The 1230-nt window shown below is 49.3% G+C and carries 1 protein-coding gene; it reads right to left on the bottom strand.

What is annotated here, in order from left to right:
* Positions 1 to 1201 (bottom strand): protein adenylyltransferase SelO family protein (locus tag A3766_RS25130; RefSeq protein ID WP_082907217.1); only part of this gene is annotated, 1201 nt, incomplete at its 3' end.
* Positions 1202 to 1230: the final 29 nt, after the last annotated feature.

Raw genomic sequence — 1230 nt, 5'->3', positions numbered from 1 at the left:
AAAGCTGATTGAATAGCGTTCCATCAAACTTATTAAGCCCCAGCTTAGACGCCCACATTGATTCCATTTTCTCTTGAATCACAGCAGTGAAGCCTGAGCGTATCTCATTAAGCTTTTCTAATACATCGGGCTTCGATGCAACGAGGGGTCGCAATGCCGAGCAGAAACTCTCAAAATTTGCCTCGGCAGCAGCATGTTGATTGAAAAACGAAAAGTGATGCCCGCCACCACTCCAAGGCTGATAAAACGGTTCAAACACTTCGCAGAACCCGAATGGACCATAGTCAAGGGTATACCCCCCCGCTGCGCAGTTGTCACTATTGAAGTTGCCTTGGCAATAACCTACGCGAAGCCAGTTTGCGACAAGCGCGCTTAAACGCTCACGAAACTCGCTAGCCAACCGCAGTAATTTATCTTCGAACGATAGGTCTTCATTGATCTCACTTTTGTATTCACGATCAATCAAATGCAAAACGATCATCTTTAACTCTTCGAGAGCTTTTGGATGAGCCTTGCTACGCGCTCGACGAGCAAACAGTTCAAGCTGCCCGACCCGTAAGAAAGACGGTGCGACACGTGTTGAAATTGCAACCGGGTTCGATACCATAATATCCGGATCTTGGGAGTAAGAACCTTCAGAATACCATGGGCGATCAACGGTCTCTGAGCCAGATACATAAAGGCATAAGGACCTAGATGTTGGCACCCCTAGTTGGTGCATATGCTCCTGAACCAGAAATTCTCTAATACTCGAGCGCAGCACTGCTCGCCCATCCGCACCACGACAATATGGCGTTCGCCCACCACCCTTTAGCTGCATCTCCCAACGCTGACCATTGATGACAGCCTCAAGGACAGATACTGCACGGCCATCCCCGTAACCGTTGCCTGTGCGGAACGGACACTGTTGAATGTACTCCGTGCCATAAATCGACAGCGCATAGCCAGTTGCCCAAGCTGTTTGTCTCATAGGTTCTGGCACATGCGACATATCACCAGAGAACAAACGACGGAAGCCTTCCGTTTCCACCAAATTGTCGTCAAAACCCAGTTCGCTGAAAAACTTCCTGCTGTGAGCGACATAGTCAGGCTCAGGAATAGGCGTCGGCTTTACAGGGACATAATGTCCCGAAAAAACTTGTCGAGGCGCGTAATCATCCCCACTGGCCGTCGCCTGAGGGTCGCACCGAAGGTTATTCATTAGTGAATAGTCGGCTAATTTAGCCAGTT

This window comes from Oleiphilus sp. HI0132, assembly GCF_001635845.1.
This window is presented reverse-complemented; position numbering and strand designations above follow the sequence as displayed.